Genomic DNA, 18,871 nt, shown 5'->3' on the forward strand with positions numbered 1-18,871 from the left:
TTTATGGCCAGTGGCCGCAAGCTAGGAAATAGGCCGCATCATACCCGGCATGAATCCCTTGTATATTCTACCTAGGGACTGGAAGCCCCTTCTTCACCGAGTGCGGCGAGGCATCGCGCAAAAGAGGCCGTCTCAAAAGGGTTGAAGTAAGTGACTCCTAACTCGCGAATGGCCTCCATATGCACAAAAAATGGCGTTACAGGGTCTTATCCCTGTGACGCCATTTGCCATTTTCGGTCCATTGCGGCTTTCTTCAGCAAATTATGGGCGAGCGAAAGCCACCCGACCTCCAGGCTCACTTTTGGCAAGCCCCGAAGCAGGAATCTTCGGAATCCCCGGTTGTTCTTCATCTGTCCAAATACGCTCTCGGGTTCATGCATTCGTCGAACCGAGAGTGCGTAGCCTTCTTCGCTCTTCAAGCGCTCACGTGCCTGTTGCTTGTAGCGAAGATGATCCAGGCTCACTTTAATCTCGCGGTCACCAGCTGCCTTTGTGCAGTTTACTTTTAGCGGACATCCTTCGCAGCTGGCACTACGGTAATGACGGTGACGAAGTTCATAGCCGCTTTCCGTACGTTCTTTGCTTTCTCTGCGGAAGGTAAGCGTTTGTCCCGCCACACATACCCAGCTGTCCTCTTCAGCGGTGTACGTCCAGTTATCTAGTTTGCTCACGTCTTGCTGCCAAGCCTTGGTGTTCTCGCGATGGTACGTTGCGTACTTCACAATGGCTTCCACGTTTTCTTGCTCCAGGTACGCGTAGTTCTCTTCTCCGCCATAGCCGGCGTCCGCGATGATCGTGCCAGGTAGTACACCTAATGCGTGTTTCACTTTCTCCAGATGCGGCTTCAGGCATCTGGTGTCCGTTGGACGCTGGTGAACGCTGTACCCTAGGATGAATTGGTTCTCGGTTCCGATCTGTACATTGTAGCCGGGTTTGAGCTGACCATTTCGCATATGGTCTTCTTTCATGCGCATGAAGGTGGCGTCTGGATCTGTTTTGCTGAAACTGTTGCGGCTCCCCAAGATGGTTTGCTGGGATTCGTACTTTTGGAGTCGCGGCAGCAGGTCTTTACGAAGGATGCGAACTGTTTTCTTGAGCGGCTTGTCCTTTGGTTTCGCTTCGAGTCGTTGTTCGAGCTGCTGCACCGCATGTTCCAGCTTTTCGCTCGTCATGTCTGCTGCTTCACCAAGCTCACTTAGATCCAGACCGCGGAGGACTTGATCTTCCTGCTTCTCCGCTTCTTCGATGGTCGCGAACAAGGTCTGTACTTTCTCCTGCAGTTTCATTTTGTGTTTAATGACCGCCTTACCCCAGACGAAGGTGTAGCGGTTCGCATTGGCTTCAATCTTGGTCCCGTCTACGAAGTAATGCTCGAGTTTGACGTACTTCGCTTCGATGAGAAACTGAAGAACGGCGGTGAAAATGGATTCCAATACGTCTTTCATGCGCTCGGAACGAAAGCGATTAATGGTGCGGAAGTCTGGGCGCTGCCGCGCAGCCAGCCACATGAACATGATGTTCTCCCGAACGGCTTTGGCAATTTGGCGTGAGGAGTAAATCCGCTGCGTGTAAGCGTAGATGATGATCTTCGTCAGCATTTTGGGGTGGTAGCTGTCCCGACCGCCGCCGGGATAGGCCTTGGTGAAGAGGTTCATATTTAAGCGGTCGACCGCATCATTGACGATGCGAACGAGATGGTTTTGAGGGATATCTTCTTGCAAGTCCATTGGCAAGGACAGTTGGTCCATGGTATATTCTTTGTACAAAAGAAGCCTCTCCTTTGGTTAGATGGTTGGTGGTACTTCCATTCTAACAAGGACAGGCTTCTTTTGTTTTGAAACTTTAATGAATGGTTAGCCAAAACGGAGCAGGTCGCATGATTCTGGAGAAGCGTCAGCGTTCGCCTTTGTGAGCGGATTCCTACCTTCGCCCATTACATTCAGGGAATCCGGGAACAACAGCGATCGGAAGAACATGTGACCGCGCAGTGGGTGCGGTAACCCAGACATTGTTTTTAAAAAACGGGGGTATCCCAAGGTCATCTTTTGATGACTTTTGGGACACCCCCTTCGTTTTGAACATGATTAGACGTTATCCTTCGCTAGACCAGGTCGCAGGCCTCGGCCGGCATCCAGTGCGCATCCTTGCCATCCCATTTGACATTGCAACCGATCGGATTGGTCACCTTGACAGTCATCTCTTGACCTGACGTAAGCGCAGCGAGCGCATTGTCGAGATCGTTGACGGTCATTTTGCTAACATCGCGCGGTTGATCGACGCCGCGTCCGGTGTACACCAGCTTGCGCTCTTCGTCGAATACGTAAAAATGCGGCGTTCTCAGCGCGCCGTACGCGAGCGCGACTTCTTGTGATTCATCGTGCAGATATACCCATGGGAAAGCATGCTCCGCCATGTGTGCGACCATATGATTAAAGGAATCTTCCGGCTTCGTGTTCACGCTGTTCGCGTTAATGCCGACGAACCGCACGCCTTTGTCGATATAGCGATTTGCGGTTTCGCGCGTAACTTCGTTAGATCCGACGACATAAGGACAATGATTGCAAGTGAAAAAGACGACCAGCGTCTTCGCATCGCGAAAGTCGCTCAGCCCGTAATGGTTCCCGTCTGTGGCCGGCAGAGTAAAATCCGGCGCTGTATCTCCAATCGATAACGTAAAGGTGTCTCCCATTGCCATTCCCCTCTCATCAAATGGATGTGTTACAGCTGATGCTCCCCCGTGCTCTGGAAAAACTCGATAATCTCGCCGCTCAGCCCTTGAACAAAAGCAATGCGCACCGGCGTCGGCGGCGTATTCCCCAGCACGGCATCCTTCGGCGCTACCGTCACGACAGCGCCTGCGGCAACAGCCGCTTCGACGGCGGCGTCCACGTTATCGGTGCGGAACGCAACGTGGAAGTAGTACCCTTCCGGCTTCGGCTCGCCGGAGCCGCCCGCGAATACCTCCAAATAGTTGCCGTCTCCGGTATCCAGCAGCACGATGCGCTTGTCGCCTTCGCCCCATGCCTGGCGCAGTTCAAAACCCAAGCCCTCGGTATAAAATTTGACCGTCGCTTCAAAATCGTTCGCCCTCAGCGCGACATGATGAAAACCGCCGCCGCCGATTTTGTTATTCGTACCCACGTTGCTATTCCCTCCTTTAGTATACCTACTGCCTATCTCTACCCGTATACCTCATCTTCAACCGTTGGAATCCGTCCTTACGCGCTCTCTTCCAGCCGAAGTTGACGGAGGTAATCCAGGATGAGGTTGTGTTTTCTCATCGACTTATCGTAGATGAGATTGATCTTGCCGTTATCCAATCGCCCTAAGCCGCTCGCCAGCTCCTCGTTATTGTGACTCCAGTCGATTTGCCGCAGGATCCGGAAACACGAGGTCCAATCGCGGCGGCCGCCCTTGCCGAGGTCGAGATGCTCATGCGCGAACAACGCAATCGCTTCTTGCACGACTCTGCTCGAGCTGATATAAGATCCAAGCCCAGGCTGCTCCGGCAGATCAGGCAGCACGCCGTTAAAAAACTGGTGCAAAATTTCCGTATGGATGGTCGGGTCATGGCGAACCCTGCGCGCCAGCTCATAAGAAGCTTGGGTTTTACCCGTAAACAAGAGGGAAGCGATCGTATGCAGCCAGCTAAAGCACGTGAAATTTTTGTTATAGGCCGTGAGATTGTTGCGGGTCTCCACGCCGGCGTTCTTGAGCAGCGTATTATGGTCCACGACCTGCTGAATCATCGTATTGATCGGGTCGCTGCCGTCAAACGCATGGCCGAGCTCCTTGCTCACCAGCTGGACTTTGCTGTTAATATCGCCGAACAGCTGCTTCTCTTCCTCTTCGGTTAATCCGATATACAGCTGAACGGTCAGCTCGCTCTCCAGAAGATCCAGCCTTCTGGATTCGAGCTGGCTCAATAGTCCCTCCAGCTGCTCGGTATGTTCCCGTAAAGTGTCATCTTCCGGATGCTGGCGGCATTTCACCTTTAAGCGGCTGAGCTCCTTCTCATGTTTACGGCTTTCCTTCGCCAACTGGTCGTTCGTGTATCCCAGCGCCATGATACGATGCTGTCCGTCCAGAATACTCAGCTTCGCCCCGTGCAGCAGGATGAACTGCGCCTCTGCTTTCATTAGGGAAGAGATGTCCCGGAGCGACAGCGTGACCGGCCCGAAGAACACATGATCCAATTCCCGTTCCTGCAGATATTTCGCGATTTTGCGAAGCTGCCCGCCGCTAAGCTTCCGCTGCACCATCGGGTCGATGACGGTATAGTTCAACAAATCCTGCACGCGCATGGAAACCGTTGTAAGCCCGAACCGCTCGCAATACGGCTGAATGTTCATCGAGAGTTTAAGACCATCCATTAACCGGCGTCCTCCTTATCCGAAATTAGGAAATTGTGCTGCTCCGCAAAGAAATCTTTAATCGATTGGTAGGCTTTCATGATGCGGCTTCTGCGCGGCAAACGCGTCTGTTCATCGTCTTTGTAGATGGTCGCCCACTGGATATGCGGGAGGATTTTCGCGGCGTATTGCAAGGTGTACTTGTTGAATTGCTGCGACTTAAAGGCTTCCTCGTGCAAAAATAAAGCAAGGGCTATCTGGATATTTTCCGTCCAGCAAATCGAACCCGGTTCCGGTTCAGGCAGAACATGAAGCAGCGTTTCAAAATAATAGGCAGCCTGCTCAAGATGCTCTTGCAAGACCACATCCGTAAAATGATACCCATTGTGACGGGCATTCACTTTCAGGCGCCCCTCGAATAAGCCAACGAGCAGCTCAATCAGCAGCGAGTAGGAAAACAGATAGCCCGGGCTTTTCCCCCGTTCCGAATAAATATCGGTCGGCAGATGCTTCATGACCGGATATTCTTCCACCAACCGCGTTGCCATGACATGATAGAATCGCCGTTGTTCCCGCAGCATGGCGAGATTTCCCGCTATTTTTCTTGGCAGCTTGTTGATGTCCGAGAACAGCTGGCGTTCCTGCTTCGGGTTAATGTCGCCATAAATCATGACAGACATCGGGAACGCATACAGCTTCCTGAGCCGATCCGTAATTTCTTGCACGCGTTCAAACTCCCGCCGGTCCTTGGCCCTTGCTAGATTGCTCTGAAGCATCTCCATCACCCGGCGGAACGCTTCGAGCCTATGCTGGCCATCTACCACATAGCACTTCTCCATCGGCTGCAAGCGAAACGTGGAGGTGTCCGGATCATATTGACCTGCGCCCCGAGCAGACAGGATGATCCCCGGGAAGTAAATGCTTTGTCCGTGTTCCAGATACAACAACAGGTAGTCGACGAGCTGAGAGACGTTCTTGGGAATCAGTTGACGCTGAACCTCAAGGTCAACTTCGTAGATAGAGAACAATTGGTTCATCGCCACCGTAGCAGTTAGCGTCGTTTGTCCGAATGTCCTCCCCGACTGGGCGTGTATCTCGATGAACGTTCCGTTCCCTGAATTTTCTGATATCAGATCCGACAATGATTGTACGGGCTCCATAATCAACCTCCGCTTCTCGTAATTTGCGTCCAGTCTATCGGAATCTCTCTACTCGGCTGCATAAGATGCTCGATACAAGCTTCTCTCATTTGATAAGTTTATCCATTTTATGATTCCACTAAAACTGACATTCTCCTCTTGCTGCATTGAAAAAAAGACCGCCGCCATGACGAAACCCCCTATGGTTGTCCATCGGCTCAAACACGTATGTGTTTGGACGAGGACCGCCAAGCGAAAGGATTCTATACCATTAATGTTCCGTTAAACTTTGTATCGACACGGTCTGTTCTTGCTCAGGATCGTTCAAGGGATAGATTCTAGCGGTTTCGTTCTGTTCGTCGACATGCTGAATGTATACAGGCACCCCGTTGAACGTGATGTTAGCCAAGTTCGGCGAGGACTGAATTTCTTTTGCCCGTTGTATGTTCAAGTGCACCCCTCCTTTGTGAAGTTGTCCTGTCTATATTTCCCAACGCCCTCCTCATTCATCCCGTGCCATCATTCAAGTTCCCCCCACAAACAAAAAAGGCTTGCCATTGGAATACCAACGGCAAGCTTCCTCCTACGAAACGATGGGCATTCTTTTATTCGTGCAACTCCGCTATCAACACCTTCGCATCCGCAAGCAAGATTTGTTTAGCTGCTTCTTTGACATCATTCGCTTTATTCAAATGCTTCACAAAATCTTGCATGTGTTTCACGGCTTGATCCCGATGGTTCTTATCCAGGTGATGCTGAACCTGATGTAACGCATTATGGAGCTTCGTTGCAATCGGTCCGGCAAGTTCGCCCGACTCCGCATAACGCGTAATCAGCTGCCGCATGGAAGACACGCTCGTCGTGATTTCGAATTGCAGCGATCGTTGGGTGCGATTGCCCCGATAATCTTTTACAATAATGGTTGCCTGCTTGGTCCCTAATTGGCCGGCAAAATCAAGCTCGAGTTCGTCCTCGCCGGCTTGCGGATCCAGCTCGTAGGTTTCGCCGTTAATGGCGATCGTCGCGTTCTTAATCGCTTGACCATGTGCGGCGACTCGTAATGTAAAGGTATGAAAATCATCATAAATGCTGCCATGCTGAACCTCGGTATCGCTGCCGTCAACCGTGAAGGTGAACGATGGCAGGTTGGCGGCTTCAAGCCGGATGCCACTCGAAGCCACGCCCCACCTGTCCACCGTTCGAATGACGATGGTATCGCTTTGAGCGGCCGCCACGCCTTCCAATTCGGCCGTTTGCACCCCTCGCTTGACCTCTACGGTGCTCCCCGTCTGCTGGCCTTCCTTATACAATAGGATTTGAACCTTGTCGCCTTCGATATCATAAGGTCCATCCCAATTCAAGGAGATCCCTTCGTCATCGCGGCTCACCTGGACATTCTCCACCTCGCTAGGCGGGATCCCGTCATTCACCGGCTCGCGCGGCGGTGTCGGCGCGTTCAATACGGATGCATCGCCAAAGGTGAATTTATCGAAATTGTACAGCCAGTCGTTCCCTTTGAACAACAGGAATACGATATGTTTGCCGGTCACCGGCGTCGTCACATCCGCCGAGAAGGTCTGGAAGTTCTGCCACCCGCCGGTACCGGTAATCGTGGCGGTTGCGATAACCGGCCCATTCATGCCGTCGATTCTGACTTCGACCGTTCCTCCGCTGGTGTCGCTGGCGGCTTGAAGATGGAGCTTAGATGGGCTGCTGGTACCAAAATCAACGTAGTTGTACATCGCATACGGTTTGTTCGGGCCATAGATGCCGGCGAGGTACGTTTGACCTCCGCCATTCTCTCGGCCAACTCCTACGGCGCTGGTATAGTTCTCTCCCTCTAACTTGCCCAGGGCATCCAATCGCTTCCCTTTGACCGTGGAGAACGTAAACCGGTCCAGATTAACCGGAAAATCGGTGCCGTTCTTCCCGTGGAATACAAGATAGACGTCATGCACGCCAACGGCCAGCGTGTCATCGATCGTGGACATGATATCCACCCAGTTGTTCCAGCTTCCAAGCGCCGGAATATCGATGATGCCTGCGGTCGGTCCTTCGAGGCTATCCAGCTTCACTTCAATTTGGCCGCCTTGATTGCCGCTGGCTACGCGCACCGTCACGCCGGCGGCGCCCGTTCCGAAATCGATTCCCTTGTAGGAGGCATACGCGCCGTCGTGTATGGCATCCAAATAGCCGTCCGTCGCGTTGCGGCTTAATCCTTCACTGGTATCGAAGTTGCCGGCTTTCAAGCTCGCGTATGCATCGGTTTCCGTTGGATCCGTCGTTGTGAATTTGAACCAGTTCAAATTAAAGAGATAGTCATCGTTCGTTCTCGTAAAGACAAGATAGACGTCATGCGTGCCGGTAATGGAGCTCGGATTGCCTTGATCGTCCTTAAGCAGTGCGACCGCATCGATGTAGTTGTTCCATCCGCCGGTGCCTTCTACGTTTAACGTCCCGACTTTCGGGCCGTCCAAGGCGTCCAGCCGAATCTCGATCTTGCCTCCGCCGGTACCGCTGGCCGCGCGGGCGATGAAGCCGATCGCGCCGTCGGAGCCGAAGTTCACGTTTTTGTAAGCGGCAAAATGACCCGGCTGAATGCCGCCCAATTGCAGCGAGCCTTCCAACGCTCCTTCCAACACGAACCCGGTGCCGATATTATACCGTTCGGCTTCGATCTTCTGGAAAGGATCCTTCGCCGCGTACCGAAGCGGCGCTTCTTGAGGCGCGATCGCGGTCAGCGCCTCAACGGCGCTTGCCGACGACCACGATTCGTAGGTACCGGCAAGCAGCTGTCCAGCCCAGTTGCCGTCGACGATGGACTCCCCGTTCTTATGGCTCCAGGCCATCTCCGTATTAAAGGCGGCCCATTCGTTAAAGCTGCTGCGGAATGCCGCGTATTTGCCGTCCGTTTGGGAAGCCAGCTCTTGCTGCAGGAAGCCCAGGTTGCGCATCAAGATCGTCTTGCCGCCCTTCAAATCGCCGTTCGGACCTTCGTAATTCAACAATCCGTTCGCGTCGACCAGACGCGTCATCGTGAATTGAGCCGCTTCAACCGCGTCATCAAGATAAACGGAATTGCCGGTTGCCTGGTACAATCCGACGGCTGCGCCGATGAACGTCGCTTGATTGTAATGCGTGGCGTCCGGAATCGGCCCGTTCTCCACTTCGATCCGGTCGAATATCTTTCCGTTGCCATCGGATAACATCGTTTTGCCCCACTTGAAAATCCGGGTTGCCGCATCGAGATAGCGCTGTTCGCCCGTGATGTTATAGAGATAAACCGCCGCTTGGGCTGCCGGGAAATTGATGCACGCGTTCTTGGTCGAACGATCATTATTCAGCCACCAAATCCCGCCGCTCGCAAAGCCGTCATCCCATTGCGTATCATAGACAAAGTCAAAATGGGTTTTGGCCTGCTCCAGATACTTGGGATCGCCGGTTAATTGATAGGCTCTCGCTGAACCCATGGCCCACCACATAATATCGTCATTGAACGGATTATTGGTCCAGTCCTCGCCGTATTTGGCGACCGTGCCCGCATACACATCATCGATTTGCGCGCGAAGCTGCGCTTTCAGCGCCGGATCGGTCGTATGCTGGTAGGCATCCATCACGAGTTCCCACAGCTCGGCTTCCACCCAGAAATCCTGATGGGTACCACGCTTCGAGTCCTTCCAGAACATCTTGGCGGCCGGATCCCAGAATTTGGCGTTGAACGCTTGGATCGCCGTATCGGCATCGGTCGAAGTAAAGGCGTGCGCGGTAGATGTGCCCAGCGACGGGGACGCCGTGAGCGACATAGCCGCGACCAACGGTATGGCGAACAGTCTCAGCAGCTTCTTCTTCATCACAAACATCATACAACCTCCATTGTCGATATTTTAACGGGAGAACCTGTTGCGCATGGGAGTGATCCGGAATTTCCATCGTGATCAGAGTGGTCGTTCGATCAGGCGGTTGACGTTCGCGATCACGCCCCTTCCATTCGGCCTGAATATCTCAGCCTCAATCGCCATGTATTAAGCGCTTACATTTTTCAATATTATGCCTATATTGGTATAATGTCAATATATTATATTAATTAAATGCTATGTCAGTTTTTTCGCAAAATTCAACAATAGGTTTGACGAAATTTCTGGATGACAACTAGATAGTGGCGGTTTTTAGACGCTTTTTCCGATTCCTAAAATAGCTACTCGTCTGAAGTTGATATATCATTTATATCTATCACGGCAAGGCAATGGAGGTTGAATCGACTTCCGAATCAGGTTCGAGCAGCAGCATAAAAAGAGCCAGCAGAAGCAATCGACTGTGGCCTAAGCACATTTGTCGATTGATCCACTCGCTCTAGAAGAACATATCGGTGCAGAAAGCGAACCGGTGTAACTCCGCGCCTTATACGGCCTGTTCTGGCCTGCGGACTTGAGGCTGCGGGGCTGGGCGGGGTTTCAGCCATACGCCGTCTCTTCCGATGAAGGCGCCTTTGTAAATACCGTCTTGGAGCTGCTGGACGACTTCCTCTTTGGTCCCAATGAGAAAGATGCGCTGCAAATCCTCCGCGCGGTAGTGCTCTTCTTCGTCATAATCATGCGGAATGGGAACGGCCGCTTGATACAGGACGCGCTTAAAGTTCTCGATGGATGCTTGCCCCATCGCGGGTATCGACATGATCTGGCTGAGGCTGAGCTGCAGCACGTCCCGCAGCGTACCCGATTCGCCCGGGATATGCCGCAATAGCGCGTTCATGGCCCTTCTCGTCAATCCGAACTCGTTGGACTTGTGAAGCACGAGGAGCGGCATATCCAGATGGTTTTTCCTGATGGCGATATAGTGGAGGATCGGTTTCTCTACTCGCCCGTATGCCAGCATATAGGCGGAGAATTCTTCGTAATTCAGGTAGGTCAATTCACCAACACCTTCTGTCTGTTTATTATGCATGACATAGGGTTCGTGTTCAGACGGTCGTTTCCTACCGTACCCCCTCGCAAGAGACAGGGCTCATCCGGCCTCCGTTCTGCCAAGCATCATGCCGAATGTCCCGTCGGTATCGGCCGCTAATTCGCGGAATCCCCCTTGCTGCACGATCCGGCCGTTCTCCATCACGACGACTTGATCCGCGCCGCGGATCGTCGATAGCCGATGCGCGATGACGATGATCGTCATCTTGCCATGGAGATGTTCCAGCGCTTCCTGGATCAGCGCCTCGTTCTCGCCGTCCAGCGCGCTGGTCGCCTCGTCCAGAATCAGGATGGCGGGCTTCCGCAGAATCGCCCTGGCCAGCACGATCCGCTGGCGTTCGCCGCCGGATAAGCGGGCGCCCCGATCCCCGAGAACGGTATCGAGTCCGTCCGTCAGTCGGCGGACGAAGCGATCCGCCGCCGCGAAGCGCAGCGCTTCCCACATCTCCTCCTCGGAGGCGCCCGGAGCAGCAGCCGACAGATTGTCCCGGATGCTGGCGTGAAACAGGAACGGATCCTGCGATACATAGCCCACCGTCCTGCGCAGCGCCAGCGCATCCGCTTCGGTCAAGGGTTTGCCGTCGATCAGCACCTCCCCCTGCTCCGGAAAAGCAAGCCCGACGAGAACGTCGACCAACGTGCTCTTGCCCGCTCCCGATTGGCCGACGATGGCCGTCGTGCCGGCCGCGGGGATGAATAGGCGGATATCTTCGAGCGCGTAATCGGAGGCGTCCGCATCATAACGGTAATAGACGCCGTTGCATGCGATGCCCTGCCGAAGCGCCGCCGGTCCCGCTACGGCACGTTCCTCCTCTACGTCCATCGATTGGACGCTCGTCAGTTTCGACTGCAAGTCGCTCAGCGCCTTGAACGCGGGGAGCGATTGCGCCAGCTGCTCCGCGCCGGACTGCAGCGACTGGAATTTCGGCCATAGGCGCGAGAAGATGACCAGAATCAGGGCGAGCTTCTCTACCTGGACGTGCAGCAGGGCGAGCGCCGCATACGCGAACAACGCGATCAGCACCGCGGACGCCGCTTTATACGCGAAGCGGGACTTGGCCTGCACGGTCGAAAAGTCGACCATATTCCGTTCCATTCGGCCGCACAGCTCCTGGAACCAGCCGTAATGCTGCCGTTCCATGCCGCTGCTTTTGATTTCTTTCATCCCGCCTAGATGGTCGGTCAGCCCGGCCAAGTACAGCTGCATGAGCGAAGTCGTCTCTTCCCCGATTCGCCGGGACTTGCGCGTGTATCGGCGTGCGAACAGCGCCAGCAGCAGGCCGCCGCAGAGTACGCCAACCGTCAATTCGACCGACAGCCATAGCGCCAGACCGAGCTGAACGAGCGTGAACAGCAGCGTCATGGCCTGTTGGAGGAACAAATAGACCCCATAGCTGACCCGGGACAGCTCGCTCGTCAGGTAATGGATAAAATCGGATCGTCGCTGCTTCAGAAAAAACGACCAATCCGCCTGCAGCAGCGCGCGGTACAGGTCTTGGCGGAGCTGGCGGATAAATCCCTGCTCGATCTGCTCGCTCAAGATGGCGAGCCGGCGCTGCAGCCAGGCCTGGCCGATCAGGATCGCCGCGAAAATCGCGAGCGCCGCGGGCAGTCCCATCCCATCCGGCAGCTGGCGAAGCGGAGCCAGGAGGTGAAGCGGCAGCGACAACCCGTCAGAAGCGGAGGACACGGTCAAGCCCGCCAGCGCGAGCAGCGGAAGGAGCAGGAAGACCCCCGCTCCTTCAAGCAGGCTGACCGCCAGCATGCCGGACATGCTCAGATACAATTTCAGTCCCGCGAATCGCCGCAGCTTGCGGACATAAACGAATAGCTCCTTCAAATCGGGCTTCCTCCTCAGCTGCCGGATACCGCGGCATGGATACGGTCAACGAGCTCGTAAGCCGTGAAGGTAGGTCCCGCAGGCCTCCTTAAGCGATAGACCGGAATATGACTGGCCAGCCGCGCAATGGCGCCGAAATGCCACGTATCTCCCCCGAGCTGCGGGATGAGGAACTGCCGGAACGTATGCATCCGCAAAATCGGCAGCGGCTCAAGCCCCGTATACGGCGCCAGCTCGATCTCCCCCTCCTCGGACTTGGCGAGCTCGAAGACGCCGGCCAGCGGCACCGGGTCCGCGCAAAATCCCGAGCGGACCGGCACGGCGTATTTGGTCTCGTAGAGAGGGTCGAAGCTCCGCCGGTCTAATCCGAAGCTGTCGAGGCTTTGCTGCCACAGCTTCTGCTGCGGATAGGCGGGCTGCACGATTGGCCGGCCATCAGGACCGGCCTGCGACACCGCAATGACGTCGTCGCTCAGCAGCAGGTGGCCCCGCTCGACGAACGCCTTCGCCAACGTCGATTTGCCCGCGCCGGAATCCCCGACGATCGCATAAGCCCGGCCGTCGATGAGAACGGCGCTGCCGTGAAGCGGAAGCGTCTTGCGCTGGATCAGGATGGTGCCCATACAGGTGCCGAGGACGTAGAGACGACGCGCCGTCTCCCCCGACCCGGGCAGCGGCGAGACGCGGATCTCCCGCCCTCCGCTCACGCTGAAGATCGCGATGTCCGGCACATAGAACAATAACCGGTCCGGAAGAAACGCGTAATAGTCCCCCGGCACTTCATGCTCCCGCCACACTTGTTCCAGATCCTCCAGACGGATGTCGATATCCGCCCAATCCGGCTCCTGCGGCTTGCCCGGTAGAAGCTCCGGCAGCTCGATTTCGCTTGCGATGCGCAGGCCGAAGGACTCGTACACCTTCCTCTGCTGAACGATTAATTCCATGATGCTCCCCCTTTATGATCGTTGAACAACCCGCCGCCTCGTTTCTTACGGGAAACAGACCCTTATACACGTCGCGTGGATAAGGGTCTGTTTCTCGTACTAAATGAGCGTGATTAGGAAGCCTGTGGCTTGCCGTTGTTCGCACCCTTGCCGTTTTTGTCCGGGTACAAGCCGTTCGGTCCGCCCATTGTCGCGGAGACGTCCAGCACATCCAATGTCGGTTGCTGCCATTCTTTTCTCATATTTTTCACCTCCTTTCAAGCCTTCGGTCCGGATAGCCGGCGAAGGAAACGATAGACGATCAGGCTTTGCATGACGATCCGCGCGTCGGGATCGAACGCCGCCTCCGCCCGGGGCGCAGGGCCGAGCTTCTGAAGCGACCGCCGAATCTGGTCCGTGTTCAAATACCCGGCCGCGGCGGGATCTGCGCACAGCTGCCGCACCTCATCGGTCAGAGCCGGCCAGGAGAAGCGCATGCGGTGGATCCAATCCGCTCCCTGTACGCCGCGGACCCTCTGGTTGAGCCGAATCTCGTCCGGAAGCATGCCTGCGGCAGCCCGTCGGACGAGCGCCCGGTCCATGCCGTCCTTGACGAATTGCTCCATCGGCAGGGAAAGACAGAATCGGATCACGCGCGGATCTGCCGTCGGATCGCGCTCGGCCACGCCGTATTGGAGCGACAGCTTCGTCGCCGATGTCCCCTGATGATTGGCCGCGGCCAAGTTTTCGAACTGATACGCCCTGGAGGCAAGCTCGCTCCACTCGGACAATCCGACATCATGGTCTTGAAGCTTCTCCAGCACGTTCGTTCGCCTCGCGAGCTCCGGGTGAATGAGCGAAGGCCGTTCTTCTTCGGACCGCCGTCCGGCAGCCTGTCTGCCCTGGCGCCATGCCAGCCCTGCAATATAAGGAAGCAATTTCTTGCGCCCGACCCCGTTATAGCGGCCGTAAGCCTTCAGTTCGGCATGGAGCCGTCTCCATTGCAGCCTCCGCAATAGACGGGCGTAGTAGTCCGGCGCCGGCCCCCACGAGATCGTGAAATTGCCGGCCGCCCCGTTCAGCAGGACGCCGATCCCCTGCCGGCTCGCTTCCTCGAGCATGCCTTTAATCCAAATCGAATTCTCGAAAAATTTGTAAGGGGCTTCCATAAGCCCGATCAAATCGTCGACCTCGTCGAGCGGACTGCGCCCGGCAAAATCCAAACGGCGGTTCGTGAGATTTCCGATATGCCGGACCGCCGCCTGAATGAATGGCGTTTCGTCGGCCGCCATGCTCTTAAGCGTCCAGTCGACGAAGTCGGCTGGCGGTACGCTGCTGAAGGTATGCAGCGTTCTCCCTTGACCGCGCAGCGATTCGGCCGCGAAGCTCGCGACCGCGCCCGAATCCAGGCCGCCGCTCAGGCTCGCGCCGACCTCTCCGATGGTGCGCAGCCTGGCTTGGACCGCTTCGCGGAACACATGGCGGAAGGCCTCGACGTAATCGCCGTCCGACTTCAGCTTGAGCGGCTGCTGCGGAATGGCGATCGCATCATGCTGTCGCAGCGTCAAGCGTCCTCCGGTCAGCGAGAAGGAATGGCCGGGCGGAATCTGCCTGATTCCCCGATAGGCCGTGGCATGCACGTCGACCGTATCCAGTATGACCGGAATGGCCAGAAATTCCGCCAGCCACGACTCTTCCACCTCGGACTGGATGCCGGGCAGCGCCAGCAGCGGACCGACGACGGTGCAGAAAGCGAACCGCTGCTCGTCCGCGCTGTAATAGAGCGTCCGGTTGCCCTGCAAATCTCTCGCCCCGAACAGCCGGCCGCGCTTCGCGTCCCAGATCGCGAACGCATAATCGCCGATCAAATACCTTGCCGCCTCGACGTCCCAAGCTTCGTAGGCGCAGAGAATCAATTCGCTGTCCGTCATTCCTGCGCGCAGTCCGCGCGCGATCCGCAGCCGGTCGAACAGCTCCTCCCGATTATCCAGAATGGCGTCGGCCGTAATGGCAAGCCCCGTCCGCTCGCAGGAATATGGGAGCCGCTCGCCGCGCGATTCGGGCGTGATCCACTGCGCATGGCAGCCGAAGGCTGCATGCTCTGCCCGCCAAATTCGTCGATCGTCGGCCGGATAACGCTCCAACGCCTGCATCATTCGTTCGAGCTGGCGGTCATCCGGCGACAAGCCCGAATGCTGGACAATCCCTGCGATGGCACTCATGTGAATATCTCCAATTGGTATCGTTATTTTAGATACATTATGTATCGTGAATGGCAAAAAAAAACGCCTTACTCTTTAACGATTCGCGCCCTCCTTTAGTTTTGAGTCCGTCCTGTCGCAAATGGGCAAAAAAAAATTTTTGGGCGCCATGATATCCGAACAAAAGAAGGCCGCCGATCTTGTCGGCAGCCTCAGGCCTGGTGGACAACTTACTTTGGGCTCCCCTTCATCACCCTTTGATGGCGCCGGCAATCATACTGCTTTGCACCTGCTTGCTGAGCAGCAAATAAATGACGATCGTCGGGATCGTCGTTATCATCAGTCCCGCGCCGATAATGCCCCATTGCGTGATATAGGTTCCGACCATAGACATCATTCCGACTGTCAGCGTCTGGATGGCCGCGTCGTTAATGAACGTCACCGCGAACATTAATTCATTCCAAGACGACAGGAACGTAAAGATCGACACCGTGGCGACCGCGGGACGAACGAGCGGGAAGACGATGAACAGGAACGTTCGATAAATCCCGCACCCGTCGATGACCGCGGACTCTTCCATCTCGCGGGGAATGCCCTTGAAGAAGCTGGCGAGAATGAATACCGCCATCGGGATCGCGAACGCGACATAGGGGATAATCAAAGCCCAGTAGGTATTCAGCAGCTTCAAGTTCTTCAGGACCATGAAGAGCGGCAGCAAAGCCGCGTGAATCGGCACCATCATCCCGAGCAGAATGAGCATCATCGTCGCATGGTTCAGCTTCCAATTCATCCGCGTAATGGCATAGCCCGTCATCGAGGACAGCACCACGACAAGAAGAATGGTGACCGCGGTAACCAACACGCTATTGAGAAAATAGGTGAGCACCTGACCTTCCGTAAATGCCTGGACATAATTGCTCCAGAGGAACTTCTTGGGCAGTCCCAGTACATCGCCGCTAAAAATCTCGCCGTTATCTTTCAACGAGAAAAACGCCAGCCAAACGAGCGGATACAATTGTGTGATCGCGATCAAGATCAAAAACGCATGCATGATCATCCTGCCCGCGAGCCTCGGCTTTCTCTGATAGGCAGCTTCTGCTGCGCTCACTGTGCGCACCCCCTCTATTCCGTTTTGAAAAATCGATTAATCAGGACCGTAAACACGAGGCATTCCACAATAATAAAGACGGATATTGCGCTTCCGTATCCGTATCGGTACGTGTCGAAAATGGTCGTGTACATGAGCGTGCTCGGCACCTCGGTGGAGAAGAACGGCCCTCCGCCCGTCAAGACGTACACCAGATCGAATACCTTGAACGCACCGATGATCGAGAAGACGAGACAGACTTTCAGAATCGGCCTCATCAAGGGAATCGTGATGGAGATCGCCGTCCGCACGCGGGAAGCCCCGTCAATCTTGGCCGCTTCGAAGATATCCTGCGAGATCGACTTCGCCCCGGCGTACATCAGCAGCATATGATAACCGATATACTGCCACAAGGTCGGAATAAACGAGAAGATAAGTGCCGTCTTCTTCTGCCCCAGCCAATCTTGCGCCCAACCGGACAGTCCGATTTCCTTCAGCAGGGTGTTCAGAAGACCATAGTCCGCGTTGTAGATTTTCGACCACAGCTGCGCGATGACAACGGTAGAGATCAGCACCGGGATGAAATAGACGGTACGGTAGAACCCCTCTCCCTTGACCGCGGATGCCAGAATAAGGGCCAGCAGCAGCGAGATCGGCAATTGTATGAACACGGACGCGGCCGCGAACAGTAGCGAGTTTTTCATGGCATGCAAGGCCCGCGTATCGGTGAACATCTCCACATAATTTTGCAGGCCGATAAACGTGCCTTTCCCTACGCCATTCCAATCGAGCAGACTATAATAGCTGGAGACCACGATCGGAACCAGAACGATGCCGCAAAAAATGAGGAGCGTCGGCAGAACGAATAGGCAAATCGCCGTTTTATTCGAAAATACGGTATTCATCAGGGTTCTCCTATTAAAGATGCGATTAGGGGAAGAATCCCTAACCGCATCGGATTTCGGGCGAGGTTCGGATCACAGATCACAGATCACAGATCACAGATCCAGCTCCGTCGGTTTCAGCTGTGCCATCTGTTCGGAGAATTGCTCCGGCGTAATCTCCCCCGACAGCAGCTGCGCAATCAAATTTTTGTGCGCATCCGCCGATTCAGCCGGGAGGATATTATCCCACCACGTAATGAACGAGTTCCCCGATTTCATGATTTCGGCTGCGGCTTGGTCAAGCTCGGACAGGTTGGACGTGTCGAGTCCGTCCGTATTCCAGCAAGGCAGTCCCGCGCCGGCCTGGAACCCTTTCGTGCCGAGCTCCATGCTCAGATACGTGAGGAATTCGACGGCTTCCTTCGGGTGTTTGGTGGAATTGCTGACGTAGAAGCCGTCCTGGCCTCCGCCGAAAATCTCGGTGTTCTTGCCCTTGCCGTCTTCAAAGATCGGGAAAGGAACGACCTTCACCTTGCCCTTGACCGCGGACGAATCGTCCTCGATGCCGCCATTGACCCAATTCGCCTGGACCATCATGGCTCCGTTGCCCGCATTGAAGGCGCCGAGCATCTCGTCGTAGCTCATGCTGAACATGCTGCTGTTGAAGGCGCCGGCTTTCGCCAGCTCCTGCATTTTGGCGGCCGCCGCGACGAAGTCGGGCGTGTTCCACTGGGAAGGGTCCTTGAACGCTGCCATAACCGCGTCGTTGCCCGCCTGGCGCATCGCCATGAGATCGTACCAGTACATGCCCGGCCAGCGGTCCTTCTCGCCGATGAGCGCAGGTGTAATGCCCGCTTCCTTCAATTTCGATACCGCGTCGAGCAGCTCCGTATAGGTGGTCGGGATCTTGGCGCCGGCTTTCTCGAACAGCTCCGTATTGACGTAAAGGCTTGCGATATGCGTATAGACCGGCAGCGTATAGATTTTTCCGTTGGTCGTGATGCCTTCCAGCATCCCCGGCGCCATCTTCGCCTTGATGTCGTCCGTGACATGGCTCGTAATGTCGAGCACGTTGCCGGACTTGATATAAGGCTGCATAAAGCTGCCGCCGCCCATGCCGTAAAAGACGTCGGGCGCCTCGTTCGCCGCGAGCGCAGTCTTGATCTTGGTCTTGTACTGCTCGCCGGTGGTACCGGTCCGTTCGACTTGAATGTCAGGATGCTCGCTGTTCCATTTTTCAATGATTTCCGGCAATAGTTTGGCGGATGGGTCCGTATTGCCGACGGACTGATCCCAGAGCGTCAATTTGATCTTGCCGCTCCCGCCCGATTGCGTATCGCCCGAATTTTGGGACGCGCATGCGGCCATGCTGCCTGCGACGCCGACAGCCAGCACAACCCCCATCGACCTTTTTAGCAACGCTTTCATCTTTTGAAAAACCTCCCCGGCAATTTCGTTGTTTCTTCTCACATTTTAAGAGGCGC

The 18,871-nt window shown here is 55.4% G+C and carries 15 protein-coding genes; all 15 read right to left on the reverse strand.

All coding sequences use genetic code 11. The features are described from left to right. Positions 1–206: 206 nt before the first annotated feature. The 15 genes from ACFSKT_RS06315 to ACFSKT_RS06385 all read right to left on the reverse strand — a co-directional run bounded on the left by ACFSKT_RS06315 (position 207) and on the right by ACFSKT_RS06385 (position 18,815). Positions 207–1,766, reverse strand: a complete 1,560-nt coding sequence (locus ACFSKT_RS06315) for an IS1182 family transposase (protein WP_377776309.1) — start codon at positions 1,764–1,766, stop codon at positions 207–209. Positions 1,767–2,101: 335 nt separating this feature from the next. Next, positions 2,102–2,689 carry a thioredoxin family protein gene (locus tag ACFSKT_RS06320; RefSeq protein WP_377716646.1) on the reverse strand — a complete coding sequence of 196 codons (588 nt, stop codon included), beginning with the start codon at positions 2,687–2,689 and terminating at the stop codon, positions 2,102–2,104. Between the two features lie 29 nt (positions 2,690–2,718). Beyond that, complete coding sequence (locus ACFSKT_RS06325) at positions 2,719–3,141, reverse strand: VOC family protein (protein ID WP_377716648.1); 423 nt, start codon at positions 3,139–3,141, stop codon at positions 2,719–2,721. Positions 3,142–3,218: 77 nt separating this feature from the next. After that, positions 3,219–4,373 carry a DNA sulfur modification protein DndB gene (locus ACFSKT_RS06330; RefSeq protein WP_377716650.1) on the reverse strand — a complete coding sequence of 385 codons (1,155 nt, stop codon included), beginning with the start codon at positions 4,371–4,373 and terminating at the stop codon, positions 3,219–3,221. Beyond that, entirely contained in the window at positions 4,373–5,512 is a 1,140-nt protein-coding gene (locus ACFSKT_RS06335) for a DNA sulfur modification protein DndB (protein WP_377716652.1), read from the reverse strand. The genes ACFSKT_RS06330 and ACFSKT_RS06335 overlap by 1 nt, the downstream gene beginning before the upstream one ends. A 250-nt stretch (positions 5,513–5,762) precedes the next feature. After that, positions 5,763–5,942 carry a small acid-soluble spore protein H gene (locus ACFSKT_RS06340; protein WP_377716654.1) on the reverse strand — a complete coding sequence of 60 codons (180 nt, stop codon included), beginning with the start codon at positions 5,940–5,942 and terminating at the stop codon, positions 5,763–5,765. Between the two features lie 154 nt (positions 5,943–6,096). Continuing rightward, the gene (locus ACFSKT_RS06345) at positions 6,097–9,354 is read right to left on the reverse strand and encodes a carbohydrate-binding protein (protein WP_377716656.1); all 3,258 of its coding nucleotides are present in this window, start codon (positions 9,352–9,354) and stop codon (positions 6,097–6,099) included. A gap of 535 nt (positions 9,355–9,889) precedes the next feature. Continuing rightward, entirely contained in the window at positions 9,890–10,399 is a 510-nt protein-coding gene (locus ACFSKT_RS06350) for a hypothetical protein (protein WP_377716658.1), read from the reverse strand. A gap of 93 nt (positions 10,400–10,492) precedes the next feature. Further along, a complete protein-coding gene (locus ACFSKT_RS06355; RefSeq protein WP_377716660.1) occupies positions 10,493–12,292 on the reverse strand; it encodes an ABC transporter ATP-binding protein in 1,800 nt (599 codons plus the stop codon). A gap of 14 nt (positions 12,293–12,306) precedes the next feature. Continuing rightward, on the reverse strand, positions 12,307–13,236 hold the full coding sequence (locus ACFSKT_RS06360; protein ID WP_377716662.1) for an HPr kinase/phosphorylase: 930 nt from the start codon (positions 13,234–13,236) through the stop codon (positions 12,307–12,309). A 113-nt stretch (positions 13,237–13,349) separates the two neighbouring features. Continuing rightward, positions 13,350–13,478 (reverse strand): paeninodin family lasso peptide, encoded by a 129-nt coding sequence (locus tag ACFSKT_RS06365; protein ID WP_377716664.1) that lies wholly within the window; start codon positions 13,476–13,478, stop codon positions 13,350–13,352. A gap of 15 nt (positions 13,479–13,493) precedes the next feature. Beyond that, positions 13,494–15,437: an asparagine synthetase B family protein gene (locus ACFSKT_RS06370; RefSeq protein ID WP_377716666.1), complete on the reverse strand. Its 1,944-nt coding sequence runs from the start codon at positions 15,435–15,437 to the stop codon at positions 13,494–13,496. Positions 15,438–15,666: 229 nt separating this feature from the next. Beyond that, positions 15,667–16,524: a carbohydrate ABC transporter permease gene (locus ACFSKT_RS06375; protein ID WP_377716668.1), complete on the reverse strand. Its 858-nt coding sequence runs from the start codon at positions 16,522–16,524 to the stop codon at positions 15,667–15,669. 14 nt (positions 16,525–16,538) lie between these two features. Then, the gene (locus ACFSKT_RS06380) at positions 16,539–17,408 is read right to left on the reverse strand and encodes a carbohydrate ABC transporter permease (RefSeq protein ID WP_377716670.1); all 870 of its coding nucleotides are present in this window, start codon (positions 17,406–17,408) and stop codon (positions 16,539–16,541) included. 93 nt (positions 17,409–17,501) lie between these two features. Continuing rightward, entirely contained in the window at positions 17,502–18,815 is a 1,314-nt protein-coding gene (locus ACFSKT_RS06385; RefSeq protein WP_377716672.1) for an extracellular solute-binding protein, read from the reverse strand. Between the last annotated feature and the right edge of the window lie 56 nt (positions 18,816–18,871).

It is taken from the genome of Paenibacillus xanthanilyticus, assembly GCF_042682185.1.
Classification (GTDB): Bacteria; Bacillota; Bacilli; order Paenibacillales; family Paenibacillaceae; genus Paenibacillus_Z; species Paenibacillus_Z xanthanilyticus.

Excerpts from the sequence above, each read along its gene's own strand:
- ACFSKT_RS06370 (WP_377716666.1), bottom strand. The coding sequence starts at position 15,437 with ATGAGTGCCATCGCAGGGATTGTCCAGCATTCGGGCTTGTCGCCGGAT.
- ACFSKT_RS06330 (WP_377716650.1), bottom strand. The coding sequence starts at position 4,373 with ATGGATGGTCTTAAACTCTCGATGAACATTCAGCCGTATTGCGAGCGG.
- ACFSKT_RS06335 (WP_377716652.1), bottom strand. The coding sequence starts at position 5,512 with ATGGAGCCCGTACAATCATTGTCGGATCTGATATCAGAAAATTCAGGG.
- ACFSKT_RS06345 (WP_377716656.1), bottom strand. The coding sequence starts at position 9,354 with ATGATGTTTGTGATGAAGAAGAAGCTGCTGAGACTGTTCGCCATACCG.
- ACFSKT_RS06385 (WP_377716672.1), bottom strand. The coding sequence starts at position 18,815 with ATGAAAGCGTTGCTAAAAAGGTCGATGGGGGTTGTGCTGGCTGTCGGC.
- ACFSKT_RS06320 (WP_377716646.1), bottom strand. The coding sequence starts at position 2,689 with ATGGGAGACACCTTTACGTTATCGATTGGAGATACAGCGCCGGATTTT.
- ACFSKT_RS06365 (WP_377716664.1), bottom strand. The coding sequence starts at position 13,478 with ATGAGAAAAGAATGGCAGCAACCGACATTGGATGTGCTGGACGTCTCC.
- ACFSKT_RS06380 (WP_377716670.1), bottom strand. The coding sequence starts at position 17,408 with ATGAATACCGTATTTTCGAATAAAACGGCGATTTGCCTATTCGTTCTG.
- ACFSKT_RS06360 (WP_377716662.1), bottom strand. The coding sequence starts at position 13,236 with ATGGAATTAATCGTTCAGCAGAGGAAGGTGTACGAGTCCTTCGGCCTG.